At 56.2% G+C, this 20,224-nt stretch carries 20 protein-coding genes; 15 read left to right on the top strand and 5 right to left on the bottom strand.

Annotated features, from left to right (window positions below; genetic code table 11):
- Window positions 1-189: 189 nt before the first annotated feature.
- The gene (locus HMPREF9081_RS12480; RefSeq protein WP_006307774.1) at window positions 190-1,539 is read right to left on the bottom strand and encodes a sn-glycerol-1-phosphate dehydrogenase; all 1,350 of its coding nucleotides are present in this window, start codon (window positions 1,537-1,539) and stop codon (window positions 190-192) included.
- A 267-nt stretch (window positions 1,540-1,806) separates the two neighbouring features.
- On the opposite strand from HMPREF9081_RS12480, the gene HMPREF9081_RS12475 reads away from it, so the two are divergent.
- From HMPREF9081_RS12475 to HMPREF9081_RS12435, 9 genes are all read left to right on the top strand, one after another.
- Window positions 1,807-2,220 (top strand): PTS sugar transporter subunit IIA, encoded by a 414-nt coding sequence (locus tag HMPREF9081_RS12475; protein WP_006307773.1) that lies wholly within the window; start codon window positions 1,807-1,809, stop codon window positions 2,218-2,220.
- Window positions 2,217-2,693: a PTS sugar transporter subunit IIB gene (locus HMPREF9081_RS12470; protein ID WP_006307772.1), complete on the top strand. Its 477-nt coding sequence runs from the start codon at window positions 2,217-2,219 to the stop codon at window positions 2,691-2,693. Before HMPREF9081_RS12475 ends, HMPREF9081_RS12470 begins: the two co-directional genes overlap by 4 nt.
- 49 nt (window positions 2,694-2,742) lie before the next feature.
- Window positions 2,743-3,531: a PTS mannose/fructose/sorbose/N-acetylgalactosamine transporter subunit IIC gene (locus tag HMPREF9081_RS12465; RefSeq protein WP_040395293.1), complete on the top strand. Its 789-nt coding sequence runs from the start codon at window positions 2,743-2,745 to the stop codon at window positions 3,529-3,531.
- Window positions 3,532-3,547: 16 nt separating this feature from the next.
- Window positions 3,548-4,375, top strand: coding sequence for a PTS system mannose/fructose/sorbose family transporter subunit IID (locus tag HMPREF9081_RS12460; RefSeq protein WP_006307770.1), 828 nt, complete (start codon window positions 3,548-3,550; stop codon window positions 4,373-4,375).
- Window positions 4,376-4,394: 19 nt separating this feature from the next.
- Window positions 4,395-5,447, top strand: coding sequence for a zinc-dependent alcohol dehydrogenase (locus tag HMPREF9081_RS12455; RefSeq protein WP_006307769.1), 1,053 nt, complete (start codon window positions 4,395-4,397; stop codon window positions 5,445-5,447).
- Between the two features lie 38 nt (window positions 5,448-5,485).
- Window positions 5,486-7,414, top strand: coding sequence for a BglG family transcription antiterminator (locus tag HMPREF9081_RS12450; RefSeq protein WP_006307768.1), 1,929 nt, complete (start codon window positions 5,486-5,488; stop codon window positions 7,412-7,414).
- A 104-nt stretch (window positions 7,415-7,518) separates the two neighbouring features.
- The gene (locus HMPREF9081_RS12445) at window positions 7,519-7,884 is read left to right on the top strand and encodes an arsenate reductase family protein (protein WP_040395289.1); all 366 of its coding nucleotides are present in this window, start codon (window positions 7,519-7,521) and stop codon (window positions 7,882-7,884) included.
- A 124-nt stretch (window positions 7,885-8,008) separates the two neighbouring features.
- Complete coding sequence (locus tag HMPREF9081_RS12440) at window positions 8,009-8,992, top strand: YeiH family protein (protein ID WP_006307766.1); 984 nt, start codon at window positions 8,009-8,011, stop codon at window positions 8,990-8,992.
- 9 nt (window positions 8,993-9,001) lie between these two features.
- On the top strand, window positions 9,002-9,607 hold the full coding sequence (locus HMPREF9081_RS12435) for a hypothetical protein (RefSeq protein ID WP_006307765.1): 606 nt from the start codon (window positions 9,002-9,004) through the stop codon (window positions 9,605-9,607).
- Between the two features lie 40 nt (window positions 9,608-9,647).
- Here the strand turns inward: HMPREF9081_RS12435 and HMPREF9081_RS12430 are convergent, their stop codons facing one another.
- The 4 genes from HMPREF9081_RS12430 to purB all read right to left on the bottom strand — a co-directional run bounded on the left by HMPREF9081_RS12430 (window position 9,648) and on the right by purB (window position 13,192).
- The gene (locus HMPREF9081_RS12430; RefSeq protein WP_006307764.1) at window positions 9,648-9,953 is read right to left on the bottom strand and encodes a helix-turn-helix domain-containing protein; all 306 of its coding nucleotides are present in this window, start codon (window positions 9,951-9,953) and stop codon (window positions 9,648-9,650) included.
- 470 nt (window positions 9,954-10,423) lie between these two features.
- On the bottom strand, window positions 10,424-10,549 hold the full coding sequence (locus HMPREF9081_RS14675; RefSeq protein WP_071778234.1) for a secretion protein HlyD: 126 nt from the start codon (window positions 10,547-10,549) through the stop codon (window positions 10,424-10,426).
- A 39-nt stretch (window positions 10,550-10,588) separates the two neighbouring features.
- The gene (locus tag HMPREF9081_RS12425; protein WP_006307763.1) at window positions 10,589-11,875 is read right to left on the bottom strand and encodes an adenylosuccinate synthase; all 1,287 of its coding nucleotides are present in this window, start codon (window positions 11,873-11,875) and stop codon (window positions 10,589-10,591) included.
- A gap of 24 nt (window positions 11,876-11,899) precedes the next feature.
- Window positions 11,900-13,192, bottom strand: a complete 1,293-nt coding sequence (gene purB, locus HMPREF9081_RS12420) for an adenylosuccinate lyase (RefSeq protein WP_040395286.1) — start codon at window positions 13,190-13,192, stop codon at window positions 11,900-11,902.
- A gap of 177 nt (window positions 13,193-13,369) precedes the next feature.
- Between purB and HMPREF9081_RS12415 the strand changes: the two genes are divergently transcribed.
- From HMPREF9081_RS12415 to HMPREF9081_RS12390, 6 genes are all read left to right on the top strand, one after another.
- Complete coding sequence (locus tag HMPREF9081_RS12415; protein ID WP_006307761.1) at window positions 13,370-14,101, top strand: metallophosphoesterase family protein; 732 nt, start codon at window positions 13,370-13,372, stop codon at window positions 14,099-14,101.
- A 78-nt stretch (window positions 14,102-14,179) separates the two neighbouring features.
- The gene (locus tag HMPREF9081_RS12410; protein WP_006307760.1) at window positions 14,180-15,493 is read left to right on the top strand and encodes a purple acid phosphatase family protein; all 1,314 of its coding nucleotides are present in this window, start codon (window positions 14,180-14,182) and stop codon (window positions 15,491-15,493) included.
- Window positions 15,494-16,059: 566 nt separating this feature from the next.
- Window positions 16,060-16,596, top strand: a complete 537-nt coding sequence (locus tag HMPREF9081_RS12405) for a biotin transporter BioY (RefSeq protein ID WP_040395283.1) — start codon at window positions 16,060-16,062, stop codon at window positions 16,594-16,596.
- Between the two features lie 226 nt (window positions 16,597-16,822).
- Complete coding sequence (bioD, locus tag HMPREF9081_RS12400; protein ID WP_006307758.1) at window positions 16,823-17,503, top strand: dethiobiotin synthase; 681 nt, start codon at window positions 16,823-16,825, stop codon at window positions 17,501-17,503.
- Window positions 17,504-17,520: 17 nt separating this feature from the next.
- Window positions 17,521-18,867 (top strand): adenosylmethionine--8-amino-7-oxononanoate transaminase, encoded by a 1,347-nt coding sequence (gene bioA / locus HMPREF9081_RS12395; protein WP_006307757.1) that lies wholly within the window; start codon window positions 17,521-17,523, stop codon window positions 18,865-18,867.
- A 142-nt stretch (window positions 18,868-19,009) separates the two neighbouring features.
- Window positions 19,010-20,110, top strand: coding sequence for a hypothetical protein (locus HMPREF9081_RS12390; protein ID WP_083812241.1), 1,101 nt, complete (start codon window positions 19,010-19,012; stop codon window positions 20,108-20,110).
- The last annotated feature ends 114 nt before the right edge of the window (window positions 20,111-20,224 follow it).

The following is a 20,224-nucleotide window of genomic DNA, read 5'->3' as shown; positions in this document are numbered from 1 at the left end:
GGCGATGTTTGGGATTCGACCCGCTGATCATTTTCTTTTCGTTGGGAAGGTGCTTTCAATCACCTTTCGATTGTTATTATACACGAAAAAGTCAAAAAGTCAATAGGTCAAAAAGAAAAAATAACTAAAGTGCAAAAAAATTCCGCTGCCGACATTTTCGTTGGCAGCGAATTTTTTAGTAAGGGCTTGTTATTTTGCTTCGATACGGGCTGCGTACGTCTCAAGCAGACCGAGATCGTCGAGCACACCGAGGACGGTGTATTTGTTTCGCACCTCTTTGGCGTGGCGGATGGAGTCGGCAGCCTCCTTATCTGTGAGGTGGATATCTGCGGGCGCTGTCGCTGTGCCTGCGGACTTCAGCATGGCAACGATTTCCTCATGTGCGGGCATGGCGCGGACGATCTCGAGGACTGCCGGCCAGTTCTTCTCAAGTGCCGCTAAGCGACGCGCACGCACATCGGCATCGTAGCGGTGATCGCCGCGAATCTCCTTCAGGATGTCATCGGCATCGCTGCCGAAGTAGTCGTGCACACCGGCTTCCCACGCACGCTCATCGAAGGGAATTGCACGCGCTGTGGCAAAGTCGACCGTCTCTGTTTTGAGCCATCCGTACAGCATCGAGATCAGTGCCTCGCCGACGCCAATCTGAATGCCGTGCGGCGCGAGTTCTTTACCCTCCTTTGCTGTGCGCAGCTCCCAACAGTGTGAGAGATGGTGCTCGGAGCCGGAGGCGGGACGCGAGTTTCCGATGAAGCTCATCGCAATGCCTGCGAGCACGAGCGCCTCCATGACGGACTGTACGGCGTGCGGTTCACGCAGCTTCAGCGCTTCGAGATTGTCGCGGCAGATGCGGACAGAGCGGTATACCATGTCCGCGAGGGTTTCACAGTAGTATTCGTCATTCACGATATGTGAGATCTTCCAGTCGGAGAGACAGGAGAATTTGCCCATGATGTCACACCAGCCGGCGATGATCATGGACATGGGCGCATTTTTCAATACGTCGACATCGCCGACGATGATGGTCGGACAATGTGTGGTAAAGGAGACTTTGAGGCGACCGATGACAAGCGCCGCGTGTTTGGAGGCAAAGCCGTCCACAGAGGGCGCCGTGACAACGGCGGCGGTATCGATGTCCATTTTGTACGAGATCATCTTGCCGATGTCGCACATGACGCCCGTTCCGACAGCGATGATGATGTCCGCATCGCGCGGCGCGTGGATGATGATCTCGCCGATACGCGCCTCATCCGGGACAACGCGTCCCTCAAGGACGAGCGTCTCATAGGGGAAGCCGTCGCGTTCGAGATACTCTGCGACATCCTTTGCCGCGATATCCCATGTGATGCGGTCGGAGAGGATGAGCGCCTTCTTGTAGCCGCACTCGCGCAGTGTGCGCGGGATGTCTGTGGTAACGCCGGAGCCGATCAGCACACGCTTCATGGGGATGCTGTGCGCATGACCGCAGGAACATGCGATCTCCCGTCCGAGCAGCTCATTGATGGAGAGATCCGCTATATTCTCCCGTGTATGTGTCATATTGTTTCCTCCATTTCCGAAACCATTCTGCAAAATGCGATTTCAGTATAGAGGTTTCTATATACCGTGACGGCTTTCTTTCTTCATATGTTTGATGCAGTCGTTTCTGAAATAAATCTGATGAATTTCGTATATATTGCGAAAAAAGATTGTCATATATAGCAAGAATTTTATGATATGATTCACATATGTCGACGAATCGCCATGCGGCGCCCATGGCAAGGAGTATGATGGATCGAAATTTCCATATTGAGGCGAGGTGATTTGATGAAGATTGTTGTTGTGTCGCACGGTCCTTTTGCCGATGGGCTCGTCAGCAGTGTGCAGATGCTCGTCGGAGCGCAGCAGGAACTGCTCTCTTTTGGTCTCGCCCCGGAGGAGGATCGATCGACACTGCAGGACAAGGTGCGTCAGGTCCTTGAGCATGCGGGTGACGAGGAGGTACTCGTCCTTTCGGATCTGTTCCACGGGACGCCGTTCAATGTCTGTGTAGAGCTGATGGAGCACTTTTCGTTCCGTCACATCACGGGGATCAACCTTCCGCTCTTGGTGTCCATTATCATGAACCGCAATGCGGGGATGAGCGCGGAGGAAATCTGCGTGCAGGTACTGAAGGAAGCAGCGGCTACGGTGAAGGATGTCAATCTGCTGCTCACAGAAAATGAGGGGGATGAAGAATGAGAAATATTGTATTGGCACGCGTGGATGACCGCCTGATTCACGGAGAGGTTGTGTCGGTCTGGTCACCGTCGCTCAGCATCAACCGCATCGTCATCGTAGACGACGAGGTCGCCGTGGATGCGTTCAACAAGCGCGTTTTGAAAGCGCTTGCCCCCGAGGGGATCAAGGTGCTCGTCTATGATGTGGCGACGGCGAGCGAAAAGCTGAAGGGCGACCCGAAGCCGGGTGAGAAGATGATGGTGCTCACCAAGACGCCGATCTCCTATCTGCGTCTTGTGGAAAACGGTGTCGGGATCAAGGAGGTCAACCTTGGCGGCATGGGCGTACGCGATGCCCGTAAGCCGTTCATCAAAAATGTTGCCTGTGACGAGGCCGAGATCGAGGCAATACGAAAGCTTGAGTCGCTCGGCGTACGCGTCTACTATCAGCTCGTCCCGGAGCAGCAGGTCATCGAGGCGAAGAATTATATCTGAGCTTCAATGAAACGGATTTATGTTTCATTTCATTAAGGAGGGAAACTGTATGGATATTTCGGTTACGCAGGCGGTATTGCTTGGTATCACATATTGGCTTGCCGTCGGAAATCTGCCGTTTGCAGGACTTTGGTCTCTTCAGAGACCACTCGTATGCGGCTTGGTTGCCGGCATTATTCTGGGTGATCCCGTACAAGGTGCGGTGGTTGGCGGCTCCATCAACCTCGTTTACCTTGGATTCATCTCGGCAGGCGGAAGTATGCCTGCAGATATGGGGCTTGCAGGCGTGCTTGGTACGACGTATGCGATTGCGGGCAATCTCGACTCAGGGACGGCGCTTGCGATTGCCGTGCCGCTCGGCGTGCTCGGTACGATCGTCTGGTACGGGCGCATGACACTGGACTCGATTTACGTTCATATCGCGGACCGCTACATTGAGCGCGGCGAGTACGATAAGATCTGGCGTGCGAATATTCTCTTTCCGCAGATGATGTGCTTCCTCATGACGGTTGTCCCGTGCGGACTTGCCGCATACTTCGGTGCATCCTACATCCAGGGAATGCTCAGCCTGCTCAGCGGAACGATCCTGAAGGTGTTCCAGATCATCGGCGGCGTGATGCCGGCACTTGGTATTGCAATCACCCTTCTCTATATCTACAAGGGCGAGGCGAAGGTGTTCCTCTTCCTCGGATTCATCCTTGCGGTATTCTCGGGCTTCAGCCTGCTCACCCTCGGCGTGATCTCTCTGCTGGTGGCGATCGTCTACATGCAGGTTACGAGCGCAAATGAACCCGCCGTCGCCGGTGCTACAGATGATGACGATGATGACGACGACTGAGAAAGGGTGAAATGACATGCAGGAAAATCAGGTAACAAAAGGCGCGTTGCGCCGCGCATGGTTCATCTGGGAAACGTTTGTGCAGACGTGCTACAATTATGAGCGTATGATGGGGCTTGCCTGTGCGCATACCTTTACGCCCATCGTAAAATGTCTCTATCAGAATGATCCCGAAAAGCAAAAAGAGATGATGAAGCGCGAGATCGAGTTCTTCAACGTGCATCCGGAGTTCGGTGCCTGCATCCTCGGTATGGCGATTGCGCTTGAGGAGGAGAAGGCGAAGGACGAAAACATCCCGGCGCAGTTCATCACGAACATCAAGACCTCGCTCATGGGTCCTCTCGCGGGCCTCGGCGATACCGTGTGGCAGGGCGTGCTCATCCCGATTCTGCTTGCGATCTGTATTGACATCTCGCTTGCGGGCAGCGGAAATATCTGGGGCGCGATCATCTATGCCGTTCTCATTGTCGCTGCTGCCTATGGATTCAGCTATGTGAACTTCATGTTCGGCTACCGTGCGGGACATGATGCCATCATGGACTTCCTCGAGAGGGGAACCCTGCAGAAGATCCTCAAGGGTGCCTCGATCATGGGCTGCATGGTTATGGGCGGTCTGATTGTGAACTATGTCAAGGTGACCTGCGGCATCGAGATTGCGAGCGAAGCGTCGGTGTTCAGTATCCAAAAGGACTTCCTCGATCACGTCATGCCAAGCATTTTGCCGCTCAGCGTGACCATGGGAATCTACTGGCTGCTCAAGCAGCGCTGGTCGTCGATTAAGATCATCGGTCTGATTGTGGCCCTCGGTATTGTCTGCGGTGTCACGGGGATTCTGACCTTCTGAGGAAAGAGGAGTCGAGACGATGAAGGCAATCGTTTTGAAGAGGCCGGGGGATTTTTCCATAGAGGAGATTCCAACGCCGGAGCCGCAGGCGGATGAGGTGCTCATCCGCATTCACGCGGCGGGGATCTGCACAAACGACGTGCGGGATTTTCGCGGAGACTGCAGCTATTCCTATCCGCGCATCGGCGGTCATGAGTACTGCGGTACGATCGAGCGTCTTGGCAGTGCGGTGAACGCGGAGCGCTTTTCCGTCGGGCAGAAGGTTGTGCAGTATATTATTGACGACTGCAAAGCATGCCATTACTGCAAGCGCGGTGAGGAAAATATCTGTGAGGATTTTCCAAAGACAGAGACCTTCCAAAAGCCGAATGGTATCTCTGGCTATAAGGGCTTTGCCGAATACATTACGGCAAAGGCGGGCGATCTCTACGTCTATCCGAAGGATGCCCGCTTTGAGGATATGGCGTTCACAGAGCCTCTTGCCTGTGTGATCAACAGCATCGAACGCGCACAGCTGCGCTTTGGTGATGATGTGCTGGTGATCGGCGGCGGAACGATGGGGATGCTGCATGTCATGGCCGCACAGCTGAAGGGCGTGCGCGTCATCCTCAGTGAGCCGCTCGCCGAGCGCCGGGAAAAAGCGCTTCAGCTGGGCGCTGCCGCCGCCATTGATCCCATTCACGAGGATTTACAGGCACGCATCAGAGAGCTCACGGAGGGGCGTGGGGCAGACGTTGTATTCAATACGACGGCAATTCCCGCAATTGCCGGAGACGCGGTGCGGGCGACCGCACCCGGCGGGACGGTCATCATGTTCAGCTCGATTCACCCGAACACGCCTGTGCCCGTCGATCTAGGGTCTGTTCATTCCTATCAGCAGCGGATCATCGGTGCCGTGAATCCATCGATTTCTTCCTACGATCAGTCGGTGCTGCTCATCGGCAAAAAGATCCTGTCACCGGAACCCCTCAGGGAAGCGATATTCGATTACCGGGATTTTGGGCAGGCGATGGAAACGGCGATGCGGTCGGATACCTATAAGGTGCTGTTGAAATTCGGAGAACTCGAATAAGGGCAGCGCGCTTTCCTGGCGCAGAGAGGAGGGGTGGTATGCTGAACGCGCGTCAGGTCAGGATGATGCTCGAGATGTACGAGGCGGGCAGTACGTATTTCACAGCGTCGTATTTCTCGAAGAAGCATGCAGTCAGCGTCCGCACGACACAGGCGGATATGAAGAGTGTGAAGGAGGAGCTGGAACAGACAGGGCTGGCGCGCGTGGTCTCACAGCAGGGACGGGGCAGCTACCTCGCCGTCGAGGATGCGGAGATGTTCTCCGACTGGGTCAACAATCTCTATATGCAGCACACCGTCGGCTCGCTCTCCTATCCGCTCAGCCGTGTGACGAAGATCGTCTTCATTCTGCTCGGCAGGTTTCGCGAGATGCCGATGTATGAACTTGAGGAGGCGCTCTTCATCTCGCGGTCGACACTGCTCACGGACCTGCGCAGCGTTCAGAAGAGCCTTGCGCCGTTCCGCCTCAGTGTTCAGCGCAAGGATAACCGCCTGCGCATTGTCGGCTCTGAGATCGACAAGCGCCGCTGTCTTGCGGAAAACGGGCTCTACCTCGCACATCTGCAGGGCATTGAGGAGGAGCGTGACAACCACATCGATCTGCAGCGCATCTCCTATCTCAAGGATGTACTGCTCAATGTGTTCGTGGAGTTCCACTACTACATTCAGGATGCGGATTTCAGCAATGCCGTGCTGACGCTGAACATCATGCTGCACCGTGCGCAAAAACGCTTCTTTATTCAGGAGAAGGAGCTGCGCATTACGGACGATATTGAGAAGGAACTGCGTATCTCGGAGCGCATTTTTGCGAAGCTCTCCGATCGTTTCCTCTGTCGTTTTCCGAGGGAGGAGGTACGTTTCTTTGCCATCTATCTCAAGGGGCAGGAGATCTTCAAGAATCACGATATCATCTCCAAGGAGCTGGATGAATTCATCCGTGATGCGTTTTTGCGGATCAAGGCGAACTACGGCGTGGACTTCACGAACAGCATCAGCCTGCGCATCGCCATCGCACTGCACTGCATCCCGCTCATGATTCGGGTGAAGTATGACATGCAGCTTCAGAGTGCGAGCCTCACGGAGGTGCGCGAAACGTTCCCGCTCGGCTATGAGATTGCAACGTATTTTTCCTATCTGCTGCGCGAAGCATATCTCGATGATGCACGCATTATCGACGATGAGATCGCGCTGATCGCGGCGCATTTCTATGGCACGCTGCTCGAGCTGCGTCAAAAGAAGAAGGAGACGCGCGTGCTCGTCATCTCGTCGCTCAAGATGAGCATGACGGTGCTCCTGCGTTCCATTCTGATGAAGTGGTTCTCGCGGGAGATCGCTGCACTCGATTTCATTCATGCCGATGAACTGCATCCGAGTATGTTGGATGACTACGATGTCTTTCTGACGACGGAGAAGAACGAGGTATATGACAACGGGCTCGCGATGTATATCACACCGTTCCCGACGGAGCTTGATCGGCGCAGCATCAAGCTGCTGCTCGACGGCTTTTCGGATATCGAGGACGTGGTCGGGATCTTCTCCAAGGACCTCTTCTTCTATCGGGAACATGCGACCAAGGCAGAGATCCTCGAGCTGCTCTCCGCGCACGCCGAGGAGCACTATGGGCTCAGCGGAATACTTGACGCCGTGCTTGAGCGTGAGAACATCGGCAGCACCTTTTTCAGCCGCGGCATCGCCCTGCCGCATCCCATGCAGGCGGTATCCTCCGATACCTTTGTCAGCACCTGTGTCATTCGGAACCCGGTGTGCTGGGATGAGGAGGGGAGCGAGGTGCAGATCGTCATGCTGATCCACATCGGCAAGAACAATCCGCGCTCGTTTCAGCTCTGGGACTATTTCTCGCATATCTTCGAGGAGAAGAAATTTGCCGAGGAGATCGCGGCGAAGCCGACGTTCGAGCGGTTTACGCAGCGGCTGAAGGAACTCCTGACGGAGCGATTTGTAAAATAAGAAAACAGCGTTTTCCCCCATATAGGAGGAGGACGCTGTTTTTGATTGCAAATATTTTCTGCGTTTGTATAATGGAAATGACTGCGTTTGAAGGAGGAATGACAATGTCAAAGAACGATGTGCTCTTTATCGGTTATCCGAAGTGTTCGACCTGCCAGAAGGCGGAGAAGTTTTTGCGCGCGCACGGCTGCGCGGCGCCGATGCGCGACATCGTGGCGGAGAAGCCGACGGCAGACGAGCTGCGTGCGTGGCACGCAAGAAGCGGACTGCCGCTGAAGCGGTTTTTCAACACGAGTGGGATGCTCTACCGTGAGCTCGCGCTCAAGGACAAGCTGCCTGCGATGACGGAGGAGGAGCAGTACGCCGTACTTGCGTCCGACGGCATGCTTGTGAAGCGTCCGCTGCTCATCACGCAGGATCGTGTGCTCACGGGCTTCCGCGAAAAGGAGTGGGCGGAGCTGTTTTCTTAGGGAATCGCATCGTTGTGCCGCATCTCGCCTTGCATAGGAGGATGCGGTAGTTTTTTCGTGCATTTTAACGGAAAAAGGTGTAAGATGAAGGGAATAGTAGGTTTGTTCTGAGAGAGGTGAATGTATGAAACGCGAATATATGGACGGCATTCTCTATGCGCTGCTCTTTGCGATACCGGCGTATATCTTGGGGCTGTACTTCCCAATCGTGGGCGGTCCCGTGTTCGGTATTCTGCTCGGCATGCTGTTTGCGAAGAAGCGGCGGCCGCATGCGGTGGAGAAGGGGATTCAATTCACGGGCAAGAAAATTCTCCAATACGCGATCATCCTGCTCGGCTTCGAGATGAATCTCTTTCATGTCGTCGAGGTCGGGGAGCAGTCGCTCTACGTCATGATCTTTACATTGCTCGCTGCGTTCGGTGCGGCGTTCCTGATGGGGAAGGTGCTCGGGCTGGATCGCGATATGACCTCGCTCGTCGGCGCGGGCACGGCGATCTGCGGGGGTTCTGCAATCGCGGCAGTCGCGCCCGTCATCGGGGCAAAGGATCGCGATGTGGTCATTTCGATTGCGACCATCTTCTTCTTCAATGTCCTCGCGGTCTTTATTTTTCCCTTCATCGGGCATTCCGTCGGGATGTCGGACGCGGGCTTCGGCATGTGGGCGGGTACGGCGATCAACGACACCTCGTCCGTCGTCGCGGCGGGCTACGCATACAGCCACGACGCGGGTGCATATGCGACGATTGTCAAGCTGACGCGTACGCTTATGATTGTGCCGGTCTGTCTGTTTTTTGCTCTGCTGATGATGCGCGGGGCGGCGAAGAGCGGCGCAGGCTTCTCGTTGCAGCGAATCTTTCCGATGTTCGTGCTCTACTTTGTGCTCGCGTGCATCGTGAACACGACGGGCATTATCCCCGCAGAGATTTCGCACGGGCTCGGAACGCTCGGCAAGTTCTCCATTGTGCTCGCGATGAGCGCGATCGGACTGAATACGGATCTCCCGTCGCTCATCAAGAACGGGACGCGTCCACTCATACTCGGCATGGTCTGCTGGATCGCAGTGGCGGGCACGTCGCTCATCGTGCAGCATGCGCTCGGCTTGCTCTGAGGTGCAATCATGACCGATGAACAGCAGATCGAGCTTCGCCCGTTCCCGCCGTTTCTGCCGCCCCATGCGAGCTTACTGATGATGGGGAGCTTCCCGCCGGCGGCAGAGAAGCGGACGATGGAGTTTCACTATCCGAATTTCCAAAACGATATGTGGCGCGTCTATGGGCTCGTATTCTTCGGTGACGCGATGCACTTTCAGCGTGCGGGAGAAAAGGCGTTTGACGCGGAGAAGATCAAGGCATTTCTCACGGAGCGCGGCATTGCCTCCTGCCCCGGAGTGCGCCGTGCCATTCGTACGCATGGGAATGCATCCGATGCCTATCTGAAGGTTGTGGAGACGGTTGAACTGCCCGAGATTTTGGAGAAAATTCCGCAGTGCCGCCGCATCTGTACGACGGGCGGCAAGGCGACGGAGATCCTGCTCTCACTCCTTGAGACGGAGGTGAGGGCAAAGGACTTCAAGACGGGAGAAACCATCGCCGCACGCTGCGGCGACCGTGATCTCCTCGTCACGCGTCTCCCGTCCACCTCGCGCGCCTACCCGATGAAGCTCGAAGCGAAGGCGGAGGTATACCGGAAATTTTTTGTTGAGGCGGGCTTTGCGGTGGCATAATAAAACGAGGATTGCTGTGTATGGCAATCCTCGTTTTTTGTCAGCGCACAATGGAGCACTGTTTGTTTTCCAGTAAGTGGAGCAGTCTCTTGGAAGGACCGGAGGGGTGGTTTTTTCCGGACTCCCAAGCCTCAATGGTGCGGCAGGAAACACCGAAGTAAGAGGCGAAGGTTCTCTGTGTCACACCTGCTGTTTGGCGAATTGACTTGATTCGTTCTGCCGAATAGACGGGTAACGGTTCTATCTCGATGCTGAGATGTTCACGCCGAAGTTTTATCCCGCGCCCCTCCGCATCTTCAATTGCTTCACCCAGTGCGGTGGACAGCATGGAAAAAGCCGTACTCATTCAAAGAACCTCCTTTGTAAGGTTTTCTCAAGCCTCTCAATTTGTTTTTTGAGCAGGGCGCATTCCGAGGAAGACAGATTATCCTGCTCATTTTTGGCGAAGACAGCAAACAGGTAGATCTGTTCGTACTGTTCAAAGTCGACGTAGCAGAGCGGACGCTGCCGCTCTTTCCACGATGTTCATAGGAAAAACGCATCTTGCGCAGACGTCCCGTTCCCTGAATGACATCGCCCATCTTAGGATTTTGCAGGAGTTGATACTCCATACGCCGTAGATCTTCATCGGTGAACCCGAGGCGTTTCCATTCTCTGAGGAATGTGGTTGGCTGGACAAACATTCTGGATAGCCTCAATGGGATCACCTGCCTCTTTTCATAGTTTACTACGATTGAATCGTAGTAGTCAAGCGCAATAAAAACGGCACGCCGTGCGTAAATGCGTAAGCGTGCCATTATTTTTACAAAGAAATTGTTAGGGAAGCACTGATAAATTCAGCCCTGTCATCTTGGCGCATCTTTTTCGCCCTCTCTTCGTCGACAAATCCTCCACATAGCTTTGGCTATGCGTCCGGTTTGTCTCCTTGATCGAACAAAAAATCTACACCAATCTGACAGACTTCATTTTATCAGCGATTCCTTAGAACAGATCCTTGGCGAGGACGATGGTCTGCTCGCGCGAGGGACCGACGGAGACGATGCCGAGGGCAATGCCCGTGATCTCAGCCATGCGCTCGAGATACTTGCGTGCGTTCTCGGGCAGGTCGTCGTAGCTGCGGATCCCCGAGATGTCCGTTTTCCATCCCGAGAAGGTCTCGTAGACCGGCTCGACCTCTGCGAGGACGTTGAGGCTTGCGGGGACGCCCTTCAGCAGCTGCCCCTTGTGCTTGTAACCCGTGCAGATCTTGATTTCGTCGAAGCCGTCGAGAATGTCGAGGCGTGTGACCGCCATGTAGTCGATGCCGGAGAGCAGCCCCGCGTGGCGGACGACGACCGCATCGAGCCAGCCCGTGCGGCGCGGCCGTCCCGTGACGGTGCCGAACTCATGCCCCGCCTCGCGCAGCTTTTCGCCGATCGCGTTCAGCTGCTCGGTGGGGAAGGGCCCCTCACCGACGCGCGTGCAGTACGCCTTGACGATGCCGACAACCTTGTCGATCTTCTTCGGTGCGACGCCCGCGCCAACGGTGACGCCGCCCGAGACGGGGTGCGATGCCGTGACGTAGGGATAGGTCCCGTAGTCGATGTCGAGCATGGTCGCCTGTGCGCCCTCAAAGAGGATCTTATGTCCCGCCGCGATCTCCTCGTTGAGGAGGGGGATCGTGTCGGTGACGAGTGGGCGCAGGCGCTCGGCGTAGCCCTGATACTCCTTCAATACTTCTTCGTATTCGAGCGGTTCATGGTGGTAGACCGCAGCGAGCTCGCCGTTTTTGATATCAAGATTTCGCTTGAGCTTTTTTGCAAACTCGTCCTTTTCCATGAGGTCACAGACGCGGATGCCGATGCGGTCGTCGCGGTCCATGTAGCAGGGGCCGATGCCGCGCCCCGTCGTACCGATCTTGTCTGCACCGCGCTGCGCATCGCCGATGCCGTCCATCAGGCGGTGATAGGGCATGACGACATGTGCACGGTCGGAGATGCGGGTGTTCGAGGTGTCGATGCCGCGCGCCGTCATGGCGTCCATCTCCTGCAGGCAGACCTCGGGATCAAAGGCGACGCCGTTTGCAATGATGTTGAGTGTGCCCTTGTAGAGGATGCCCGACGGCAGGAGGCGCAGCTTGTACTCCTCTCCGTCTGCGACGACGGTGTGACCGGCGTTGCAGCCGCCCTGGAAACGGACGACGGTGTCCGCCTTGCTTGCGAGGTAGTCGACGATCTTCCCTTTGCCCTCGTCGCCCCACTGTGTGCCCGTGATAACGATGGTTGACATGATAGAGTCCCCCTATTCTTTCCCTTAGAGATCAAAGCGCGCAAATATGGAATCCACATGGCGCAGGAAATAGGTATAGTCAAAGCACGCGTCGATCTCTTCCCTTGTGAGGTGTGCGGAGATGTCGGCGTCCTTTTCGACGTTGGTACGGAAATCCTCTTTCTCGAGCCAGCGCTTCATGGCGTTGCGCTGCACCCAGACATACGCCGTCTGGCGCAGGACGCCCTTGTTGACGAGCGCCGTGAGGATGCGCTGACTGTAGATGAGCCCGCCCGTGCGGTTCATGTTGTGCAGCATGGCGTCGGGGTAGACGAGCAGCTTGTCGACGATGCCCGTCAGCTTGTGCAGGCAGTAGTCCACGTTGATCGTCGCGTCGGGCAGGATGACGCGTTCGACGGAGGAGTGCGAGATGTCGCGCTCATGCCAGAGCGTCATGTCCTCGAGCGCCGCGACGGCGTTGCCGCGCACGAGGCGTGCCATGCCCGAAACGCGCTCGCAGTTGATCGGGTTGCGCTTGTGCGGCATCGCGGACGAGCCCTTCTGCCCCGCCTTGAAGAACTCCTCTGCCTCACGGATGTCCGTGCGCTGCAGGTTGCGGATCTCGGTCGCGATCTTCTCCATCGTGCCCGCGATGATGGCGAGCGTCGTGACAAATTCGGCGTGGCGGTCGCGCTGGATGACCTGTGTCGCCAGACGGACGGGCGTCAGCCCGAGCTTTTTGCACGTCAGCTCCTCGATGCGCGGGTCGATGTTGGAGTAGGTGCCGACGGCGCCCGAGAGCTTGCCGACGGAGACGACCTCCTTCGCGCGCGTGAGGCGCTCGATGTCGCGCTCGATCTCCGCGCTCCAGAGGAGCAGCTTCAGCCCGAACGTCATCGGCTCCGCATGGATGCCGTGCGTGCGCCCGATGCAGGGCGTGTGGCGGAACTCCTCAGCGCGGCGGCGCAGTACCTCGCGGAATGCGTGCAGATCACCCTCGATGATCGCGGCGGCATCGCGCATCATGATGCAGTACGCCGTGTCCTTGACATCGCTCGACGTGAGGCCCTTGTGGATGTATTTCGAGTCCTCACCGACGTTCTCCTCAAGGTTTGTGAGGAATGCAATGATGTCATGATCGGTGGTCTTTTCGATCTCGTTGATGCGTGCGACATCGAACCGTGCGTTCTTCTTGATATTCTCCACGGCGGCGGTGGGGATCTCACCCAGCTCTGCCATCGCTTCGCACGCGGCAATCTCCACGTTCAGGATGGTCTGCCACTCGTTTTGGATCGACCAGAGATGTCCCATCTCCGGACGCGTATAGCGTTCTATCATTTGCTTCCTCCTGCGCATGATACATGAACATATCCCAACATTCGTATCATATATCGCGCGGCGCAGAATGTCAATCATACAGCTTGAATTGGCACGGAATACATAGAAAGATTTGTGACTCTCATGTTCATTTCAGACGCGATGCGATATAATAAAGAGTGAAAGGGGGCGGTTTCCATGGCATTTCGACGGATTCTTGCCGTGGGGGATATCCACGGTTATGTGGACAAACTGCGTGCACTTTGGAAAACGATTGCGTTTGACGATCAACAAGATCTGCTCGTCTTTCTCGGGGACTACATTGACCGCGGCGCTGCGCCCGTGGATGTCCTGCGCTTTGTGCATGAGCAGGTGGAGCGGTACGAGAACGTTCACGCGCTCTGCGGCAACCACGAGGCGATGATGCTCGGCTATCTGAAGGAACACGGGCTCGGCAGAACGCTTTTCGGACATTTCGATATCTGGCTGATGAACGGCGGCAAGGTGACGAAGATGCAGCTTGCGGCGCTGCCCTCTCATGAGTCCGAGGAGCTCATTGCGTTTGTCAAGGCGAGACCCCTTTATTTTCGTGTGACGCATGGAGTGCAGAGCGTGCTCTTCGTCCATGCAGGGATCAATCCCACGCGCAAAAAACAGACATCGCAGGATCTTCTTTGGATTCGCGACAGCTTTTTCGATAACTATAGGGGAGCGGAGCTTGTCGTCGTGGGGCACACACCGACACAGGCGCTCGACGGGCGAAATGTACCGCTCTTTTTGCCGAACAATATCATCGCCTGCGATACGGGCAGTTTCCTCCCCGACGGACGGATCAGCTGCGTGGATGTCGCGCGCTATCTTAAGCTGCGCGCACAGGGACGAGAACTCACGGCGGAGGAACTTGCCTCCTGCTATTTGCAGTCCGCATGAAATGAACGAAAAAGCTTGACTTGGAGTCTGCACCAAGGAGTGTGATGAGGTGCAGTGAGTATATAAAGGAATGAATCTATGGGAAATAAGAACAGTATCAATCGTCGTACCTTTATTAAGGTGGCTGCTGCGGCAGGTGTAGTCGCGGCAGGCGGAGCGGCGCTCTGGCATCTCGGTGGACTGCGCGGACTTCGGGACACGGCTCTGCGTCAGTTCCCCGGTGTGCTGTACGTTGAGCGCCTGCGCCAGATCGTTGCGGGGGATACGGGGCGGGCGCGCGTCCTTATGTGGGAAATATCCACGCCCACGGAGCAGCAGACCGTCGAGCTGCGCGTGCGGGGGAAGGAGGAGATCGTGCGCCGCTATCCTGTGATGGATGATCGATTTACGGATGAGGGCATCGAGGTCTATCAGTATGCGGCAGAGCTCGATCAGCTGACCCCGGGCACGAAGTACCAGTATCGCATTACGGCTGGGGAGATGGCGACGGATTGGTGGGAAATCTATGCGCCGAACGCCAATGAAGCATACAAAATGTTGATCTTTCCGGACTCCCAGTCCTCTGACTATGCGGACTGGAAGGAGATGGCACATCTCGCATGGGCACGCAATACGGACGCACAGATCTTTGCCTGTATGGGCGATCTTGTGGACAACGGAGAGGATCGCCGGCAGTGGATGGACTTCTTCGGCGGTGTGGAGGAAATGAAGCGCGTGATTCCAATCGCACCCGTGATGGGCAACCACGAGACGTACGACCTCAATTGGAAGGTGCGCCTGCCCGAGGCGTACCTGCATTATTTTAAGACACCCACGAACGGGAGCAAGGCATTCGAGCGCTACTACTACTCGTTTGACTACGGTGATGTGCACTACATTGTGCTCTGCACGCAGCAGAAGGAAATCGGAGAGTTTAAGAATGGGCTGGTCGAGGAACAGCTGGCATGGATTCGCCGCGACTTGAAAGCAAATCGCAAGCGCTGGAACGTTGTTCTCATGCACAAGGATGTGCTGCAATATCGGATCAACGGGCGTCCCGAGCGGCAGGAGGGTATTGATGAGGAGAACGGACGTGTCTGGATGCCCATCTTTGACGAGCTTGCAATCGACGTTGTCTTTTCGGCACATCTGCACACGTATCGGAATCGCGGGCACATCTTCGGATTCGAGAAGACGCCGAACAAGAAGGGACCACTCTACATCCTTACAGGTGTGGCGGGCAATGTGCGCTATCCGAATCTCTGGATCGATCACGCCTTCGATGAGGTGACGCTGCCGCAGCCCGAGACGGACAACTATCTCACAATGGATGTCACGCGGGAGGCACTCGAGATCGCGTGCTTCCTGCCCGATGGGACAGAGATGGATCGCGTGCGGGTGACGAAACGATAGTGCTTGAAATGATTTGCGTTCTGTTGTATAATACACATAGAAAAGGTGCTGTCGTGTAAACGGCCAGCCCCTTGTATAGTTGGAAAGTAAAACCGCCTATAACTTGGCTGCTATGGGGCGGTTTACTTTTTTATCAGTAATACTAGAACGACAAGCAACAAAAGCGCAATATTTGTTTCGTTCATAGTCAATCACCACCCTCTAGGGCTCAGGGAGTCACTGATAAATTCAGCACTACCATCTTGACGCATCTTTTTTGCCCGCACTTCGGCGGAAAATCCTCCACAGAGCATCACTCTGCGTCCGGTTTTCCACCTTGTTCGGACGAAAAATCTACGCCAATCTGGCAGACTTCATTTTATCAGTGATTCCCTAGATTGACCGTCCACCGAATAGATAACATCAACAACGGTATCACACATCGGACAGTCTGCGTGCTGTCTTTTTTTTGTGCGAAAATATTTGTAAACTGGAATAAAATAAATTGGTTGACAGTAAAACACGAAGAGTGTATGATAAAACAGATTTATTTCATTGATAAATATGCTTGGAGGTATCTGAACATTATGAAGCTACGAGAAATAATTCTCTGCGGACTCTTCATTGCGCTCGTTGCCGTCGGTGCATTCGTCCGCATTCCGGTCGGGACGGATGTGTATACGCTCCAGTTCCTCTTTACCCTGCTTGCGGGGCTGATGCTTGGAGCGCGGCTCGGAGCACTTGCGATCGGGACATATGTGCTGATGGGACTGGTCGGGATTCCGGTCTTTGCCTCGGGCGGGGGACCGGGCTATGTGCTTCAGCCGACGTTCGGCTACCTTGTGGGATTCATCGTGCAGGGCTGGGTGACGGGTGCGTTCGTCCGCATGGGGGCACCGACATTTCGTCGTGCACTTATCGCATGCCTTCTGGGCATGGTGGTCGTCTATGTCTTTGGTATTTCGTATTTTTACTTCGCGTCGAACTATATCATCGACGCGCCGATCGGCTTTTGGGTCGCGATCTGGTACTGCGGTGTGCTACAGGTTGTGCCGGATTTTCTGCTCTGCGTGGCGGCGGCATACATCGGCGTGCGGACACAGAAGGCGGGACTTTGGCTGTAAACGTCTCTGCTGTGTGCCCTTCGCGAACGCCTCGTTACGCAAACGGTCGCGTGCTCGTTCGCCTAAATACCGGCGCACTTCTTAAACGCGCTACGCTTGAACGAAAGAAGTACGCCGGGGGCGAGTCGCACGCTATTCTCCGCTTGCTTCACTAGGGTTCGCTCAGTGGCACGACAGCATATCGCACAAGATACATAGGTCAGCAGGAAGGGAGTTCATTGACAGCATGGGCAAGGCATTATTTATCACGGGGACGGGTACGGACATCGGCAAGACCTACGTCACGGGGTTGATTGTGAAAAAACTCGTGGATGCGGGGCTGCGTGCAGGCTACTACAAGGCGGCGCTCTCGGGGGCGGAGACCCTCGCGGACGGCACGCTCCTGCCGGGCGATGCGCTCCATGTGGCGCAGATTGCGGGACTCGCGGCAGAGGATGCAAGCGTCTCCTACATCTATCGTGACGCCGTATCTCCTCATCTTGCCGCGCAGATTGAAAACCGTCCCATGGATTTCGACAAAGTCGAGCAGGACTTCAAACAGGCACAGGAGCGGACAGACTATCTGACGGTGGAGGGGAGCGGCGGCATTATCTGTCCCCTGCGTTGGGATGACGTGGAGCATGTTGTCTTGGACGATCTCGTCCTGCGCCTCGGACTCTCCGCGCTCGTCGTCGCGGATGCAGGACTCGGCACGATCAACGCCGCCGTCCTGACGGCAGAGCATCTGAGGATGCGCGGCATTCCGCTGAAGGGTTTTATCTTCAACAACTGGCAGGGCGGCACGATGCAGGAGGACAATGTGAAGATGGTTGAGGCACTGACGGGAGTGCGCGTGCTCGCCTGTGTGGAGCACGGTGCCGTGGAGCTGCCGATGGCGGTGGATGCGCTTGCCGCACTGTATGACTAAGAGAGAGGGAGAGCTTTATGCCGACGATTGAGGAGCGCGACCTTCGCCACATTTGGCACCCGTGCGCGCAGATGAAGGACTACGAGCAGCTGCCGCCGATGGTGATCGACCACGCAAAGGGAGTGTGGCTCTACGACGTACACGGACATGCCTATCTCGATATCGTAAGCTCGTGGTGGGCAAACCTACTTGGGCACGCGAACGAAAAGATCAATGCGGCGCTCAAGGAGCAGCTTGAACGCCTCGAGCACGTCATCTTTGCAAACTTCTCCCATCGTCCCGCGATCGAGCTTGCCGAGCGACTGGCGTCGCTCGTGCCCGAGGGACTGACGAAGTTTCACTTCAACGACAATGGCTCCTCAGCGGTTGAGGCGGCGCTTAAGATGGCGTTCCAATACTGCCAGCAGACGGGGCGCACGGAGAAAACGCGCTTTATGTGCCTCACGGAGGGCTACCACGGCGAGACCATCGGCGCGCTCTCGGTTGGGAGCATGGATCTCTTCGCCGAGATGTATCAGCCCATGATGATGGACAACATTCACGTCGAGGCGCCCGACTGCTATCGCTGTCCGTTTGGAGCAACGCGTGAGGACTGTGCATGCGAATGCTTTGTCCATGCGGAGCGTGCGTTTGCAGAACACGGGCACGAAACGGTGGCGATGATCGTCGAGCCGCTCCTGCAGGGGAGCGCGGGCATGCGCATCTATCCCGAGGAATACCTGCGAAAATTGTGCGCTCTCTGCGATGCGCATGACGTGCTCCTCATCGCGGACGAGATTGCGACGGGCTTCGGGCGCACGGGGCGACTCTTTGCGTGCGAGCGCGCTGGGATCACGCCCGACATCATGTGTCTGTCGAAGGGGCTGACGGGCGGCTATATGCCGATGTCGATCACCATTGTGAAAGAAAAAATTTACGAGGCATTCTACGCCGACTGGAGCGAGGGCAAGGCGTTTATGCACTCGCACACCTACGCGGGCAACCCGCTCGGCTGCGCGGCTGCGCTCGCCGTGCTCGACATTCTTGATGAGGAGAATATATTGGAGCGTGCCGCAGAGACCGCGCGATGGCTGACGGAACGATTGACGGAGGTGTTCGGCACACATCCGAATGTCGGCGAGATCCGCCACATCGGGCTGATTCACGCCGTGGAACTGGTTGAGGACAGGGGAGAGAAGCGCCCCTTTGACGGCAAGCGCCGGCTCGGCTACGCGATCTACCGCCGCGCGCTGAAACACGGGCTGCTCTTGCGCCCGCTCGGCGATGTCCTCTACTTCAATCCGCCGCTGAATATTGGAAAGCCCGAGCTCGAAATCGCCATTGAGCGTATGAAGCTCTCGATGGACGAAGTGCTCGGGGCATAAATATCGCATGAAAAGAGACGTCCGATGGGCGTCTTTTTGGTATTTGTCCTATTCTTGGAAAGACGCATGGCAGATGATTGAACGAAATGCCGTTCAATGCTATAATATCATCGTTTACATTTGTGCGAAGGGAGGTGCGGCAGTGTCGGTGGACCAGTTTGCGTGGCGGGTGCGATTGGCACGCCGTCGCAAGGCGCACAAGCGGAGGTTTGTGCTTGCGGCGAGCCTGATCGTCGTCACGATTTTGGCGATCGCGTGGTACCTTGCCTACTACATCCAGCGTCCGGAATATGCGCTCGCGCGCGCAGCTGCTGCAATCGAGGCGCATGATTTGGAGGGATTTCAGCGGCGTGTCAATGTTGCGGCGGTTGCCGATGCGGGCTATGATGATCTCACCTATGTCCTCTTTGCGCGTGATACGAGTCTGGGGGAGTCCGAACGCACTGCCTCCGGCAAGTTCTATCAGAACATCAAGGGGAGTGTTGCAGGGGGGCTCGTGCGCACGATTGAAAACGCCGTTCAAAACTCTGTGTGGGCGGAGCCCGAGGGCGTTGATGAACTCAAGGGACGGCAGCTCGGCATCGATTACGAGTATCTGATGGAGTGCAGTCATCTGCGCGACACGGAGCTGGTCGCCATCGGCGCAGTTGAACGTGACGGCGGCGGTGCCGTGGCGCACATCACCGTGCGCGACGGCGGGACGGGGCTGGAGTTTCCTATGGAACTGCGCATGGAGAAGTCTGAGATGGGGTGGCAGATCGTGCGCGTGGCGAACTACCGTGCCTATCTTGAGGCGGTTCAGAGGGCGTCAGGGAAGGATCTCACGCACTACATCGAGGCAACGCGCCCGATCGTCGACCGCTACAACGGTGTGTTCCGCTCGTCGCAGAACGAGTTCCGCTACCTGACGGAGACGGAGCGCAGCACCTATACGATCGATCACCGCAAGGCACTCATCCGTCTTCTGCAGGAAGATATGATCCCCGCGCTGAAAAAATATCAGCATGAGTTGGATGCTGTCGAGATTCCGCGCGGCGCAGCGTACCTCGCCGCGCAGCGCAAGGCAGCGACGGAGGCATCCATCGCCTCGTATGAGAGCTTCATAGAGGGGCTTGATTCGGGGCTGCCCGAGGACTTTGCACGCGCCGAGACACTGCACAAGCAGGCACTCACCTATGACCTGCGCGTCGGCGACATGATCCGACGCAGTGCCGTGAATGCGGAGACGCCTGCGACGCCGTGACAGGTGTATACGAAAAACGGTCTTACCATACGCGCGTGTGCGTGTGATAAGACCGTTTTCTATGGAATCACTGATAAAATGAAGTCCGTCAGATTGGCGCAGATTTTTTCGTCC

It is taken from the genome of Centipeda periodontii DSM 2778 (assembly GCF_000213975.1).
GTDB lineage: Bacteria > Bacillota > Negativicutes > Selenomonadales > Selenomonadaceae > Centipeda > Centipeda periodontii.
Note: the sequence above shows the minus strand (reverse complement) of the source record. Positions and strands in the feature narration are given on the sequence as shown.

What these genes read in the sequence shown, in the direction of transcription:
- HMPREF9081_RS12480 (WP_006307774.1), bottom strand. Translation starts at nt 1,539, where the DNA reads ATGACACATACACGGGAGAATATAGCGGATCTCTCCATCAATGAGCTG.
- HMPREF9081_RS12475 (WP_006307773.1), top strand. Translation starts at nt 1,807, where the DNA reads ATGAAGATTGTTGTTGTGTCGCACGGTCCTTTTGCCGATGGGCTCGTC.
- HMPREF9081_RS12470 (WP_006307772.1), top strand. Translation starts at nt 2,217, where the DNA reads ATGAGAAATATTGTATTGGCACGCGTGGATGACCGCCTGATTCACGGA.
- HMPREF9081_RS12465 (WP_040395293.1), top strand. Translation starts at nt 2,743, where the DNA reads ATGGATATTTCGGTTACGCAGGCGGTATTGCTTGGTATCACATATTGG.
- HMPREF9081_RS12460 (WP_006307770.1), top strand. Translation starts at nt 3,548, where the DNA reads ATGCAGGAAAATCAGGTAACAAAAGGCGCGTTGCGCCGCGCATGGTTC.
- HMPREF9081_RS12455 (WP_006307769.1), top strand. Translation starts at nt 4,395, where the DNA reads ATGAAGGCAATCGTTTTGAAGAGGCCGGGGGATTTTTCCATAGAGGAG.
- HMPREF9081_RS12450 (WP_006307768.1), top strand. Translation starts at nt 5,486, where the DNA reads ATGCTGAACGCGCGTCAGGTCAGGATGATGCTCGAGATGTACGAGGCG.
- HMPREF9081_RS12445 (WP_040395289.1), top strand. Translation starts at nt 7,519, where the DNA reads ATGTCAAAGAACGATGTGCTCTTTATCGGTTATCCGAAGTGTTCGACC.
- HMPREF9081_RS12440 (WP_006307766.1), top strand. Translation starts at nt 8,009, where the DNA reads ATGAAACGCGAATATATGGACGGCATTCTCTATGCGCTGCTCTTTGCG.
- HMPREF9081_RS12435 (WP_006307765.1), top strand. Translation starts at nt 9,002, where the DNA reads ATGACCGATGAACAGCAGATCGAGCTTCGCCCGTTCCCGCCGTTTCTG.
- HMPREF9081_RS12430 (WP_006307764.1), bottom strand. Translation starts at nt 9,953, where the DNA reads ATGAGTACGGCTTTTTCCATGCTGTCCACCGCACTGGGTGAAGCAATT.
- HMPREF9081_RS12425 (WP_006307763.1), bottom strand. Translation starts at nt 11,875, where the DNA reads ATGTCAACCATCGTTATCACGGGCACACAGTGGGGCGACGAGGGCAAA.
- purB (WP_040395286.1), bottom strand. Translation starts at nt 13,192, where the DNA reads ATGATAGAACGCTATACGCGTCCGGAGATGGGACATCTCTGGTCGATC.
- HMPREF9081_RS12415 (WP_006307761.1), top strand. Translation starts at nt 13,370, where the DNA reads ATGGCATTTCGACGGATTCTTGCCGTGGGGGATATCCACGGTTATGTG.
- HMPREF9081_RS12410 (WP_006307760.1), top strand. Translation starts at nt 14,180, where the DNA reads ATGGGAAATAAGAACAGTATCAATCGTCGTACCTTTATTAAGGTGGCT.
- HMPREF9081_RS12405 (WP_040395283.1), top strand. Translation starts at nt 16,060, where the DNA reads ATGAAGCTACGAGAAATAATTCTCTGCGGACTCTTCATTGCGCTCGTT.
- bioD (WP_006307758.1), top strand. Translation starts at nt 16,823, where the DNA reads ATGGGCAAGGCATTATTTATCACGGGGACGGGTACGGACATCGGCAAG.
- bioA (WP_006307757.1), top strand. Translation starts at nt 17,521, where the DNA reads ATGCCGACGATTGAGGAGCGCGACCTTCGCCACATTTGGCACCCGTGC.